The organism is Undibacterium sp. TC4M20W (assembly GCF_049340245.1).
Lineage (GTDB): Bacteria > Pseudomonadota > Gammaproteobacteria > Burkholderiales > Burkholderiaceae_D > Undibacterium.
Genome location: NZ_JBMPPI010000075.1, coordinates 1 through 490, shown reverse-complemented (window position 1 = coordinate 490; position 490 = coordinate 1). Strand labels below are relative to the sequence as shown.

1 protein-coding gene is annotated in these 490 nt (G+C 48.6%); it reads right to left on the bottom strand.

Features of this window, described 5'->3' with window-relative positions:
* On the bottom strand, positions 1-490 hold a 490-nt coding region (locus ACO0LL_RS30340), incomplete at both ends, for an IS110 family transposase (protein WP_422954538.1).

Genomic DNA, 490 nt, shown 5'->3' with positions numbered 1-490 from the left:
ATCGTGCGCTCGCCGAGCCCAGGAACACTGTCTAATAATTTTTGCTTATCTTTTAAATCTGGATCATTATTCATATGATTGTTGATCGACCGGGTCAGTGACTTGATTTCTTTCTCCAGCCACTCAATATGATTAACCAAGCCTTGTCGAATGGCATCACGGGCTACCTCAAGCCGGTTGAGTTCTTGTGTCCGCATCACTTGCAAGGCATCCAGGCGCAACACCATGGCACGTAGGGATTGCTCTGCCAATGACGGAGCAGCCCACAGTCCAGGATTTCGCTCAAAAGCAAATTCTGAGATCAGGCGAGCATCGACCTTATCCGTTTTGGTTCTGACTAAGCGGGAGACACCGAATGCTTTAATTTGTGCGGGGTTAACCACACTAACAGGGAATTTCTGTTGAGCGAAATAGTGTGCCACAGCCTCCCAATAAATACCTGTAGCTTCCATGCAGACATGGGCTATGGCCGCACCTTGCTTGTTGAGCC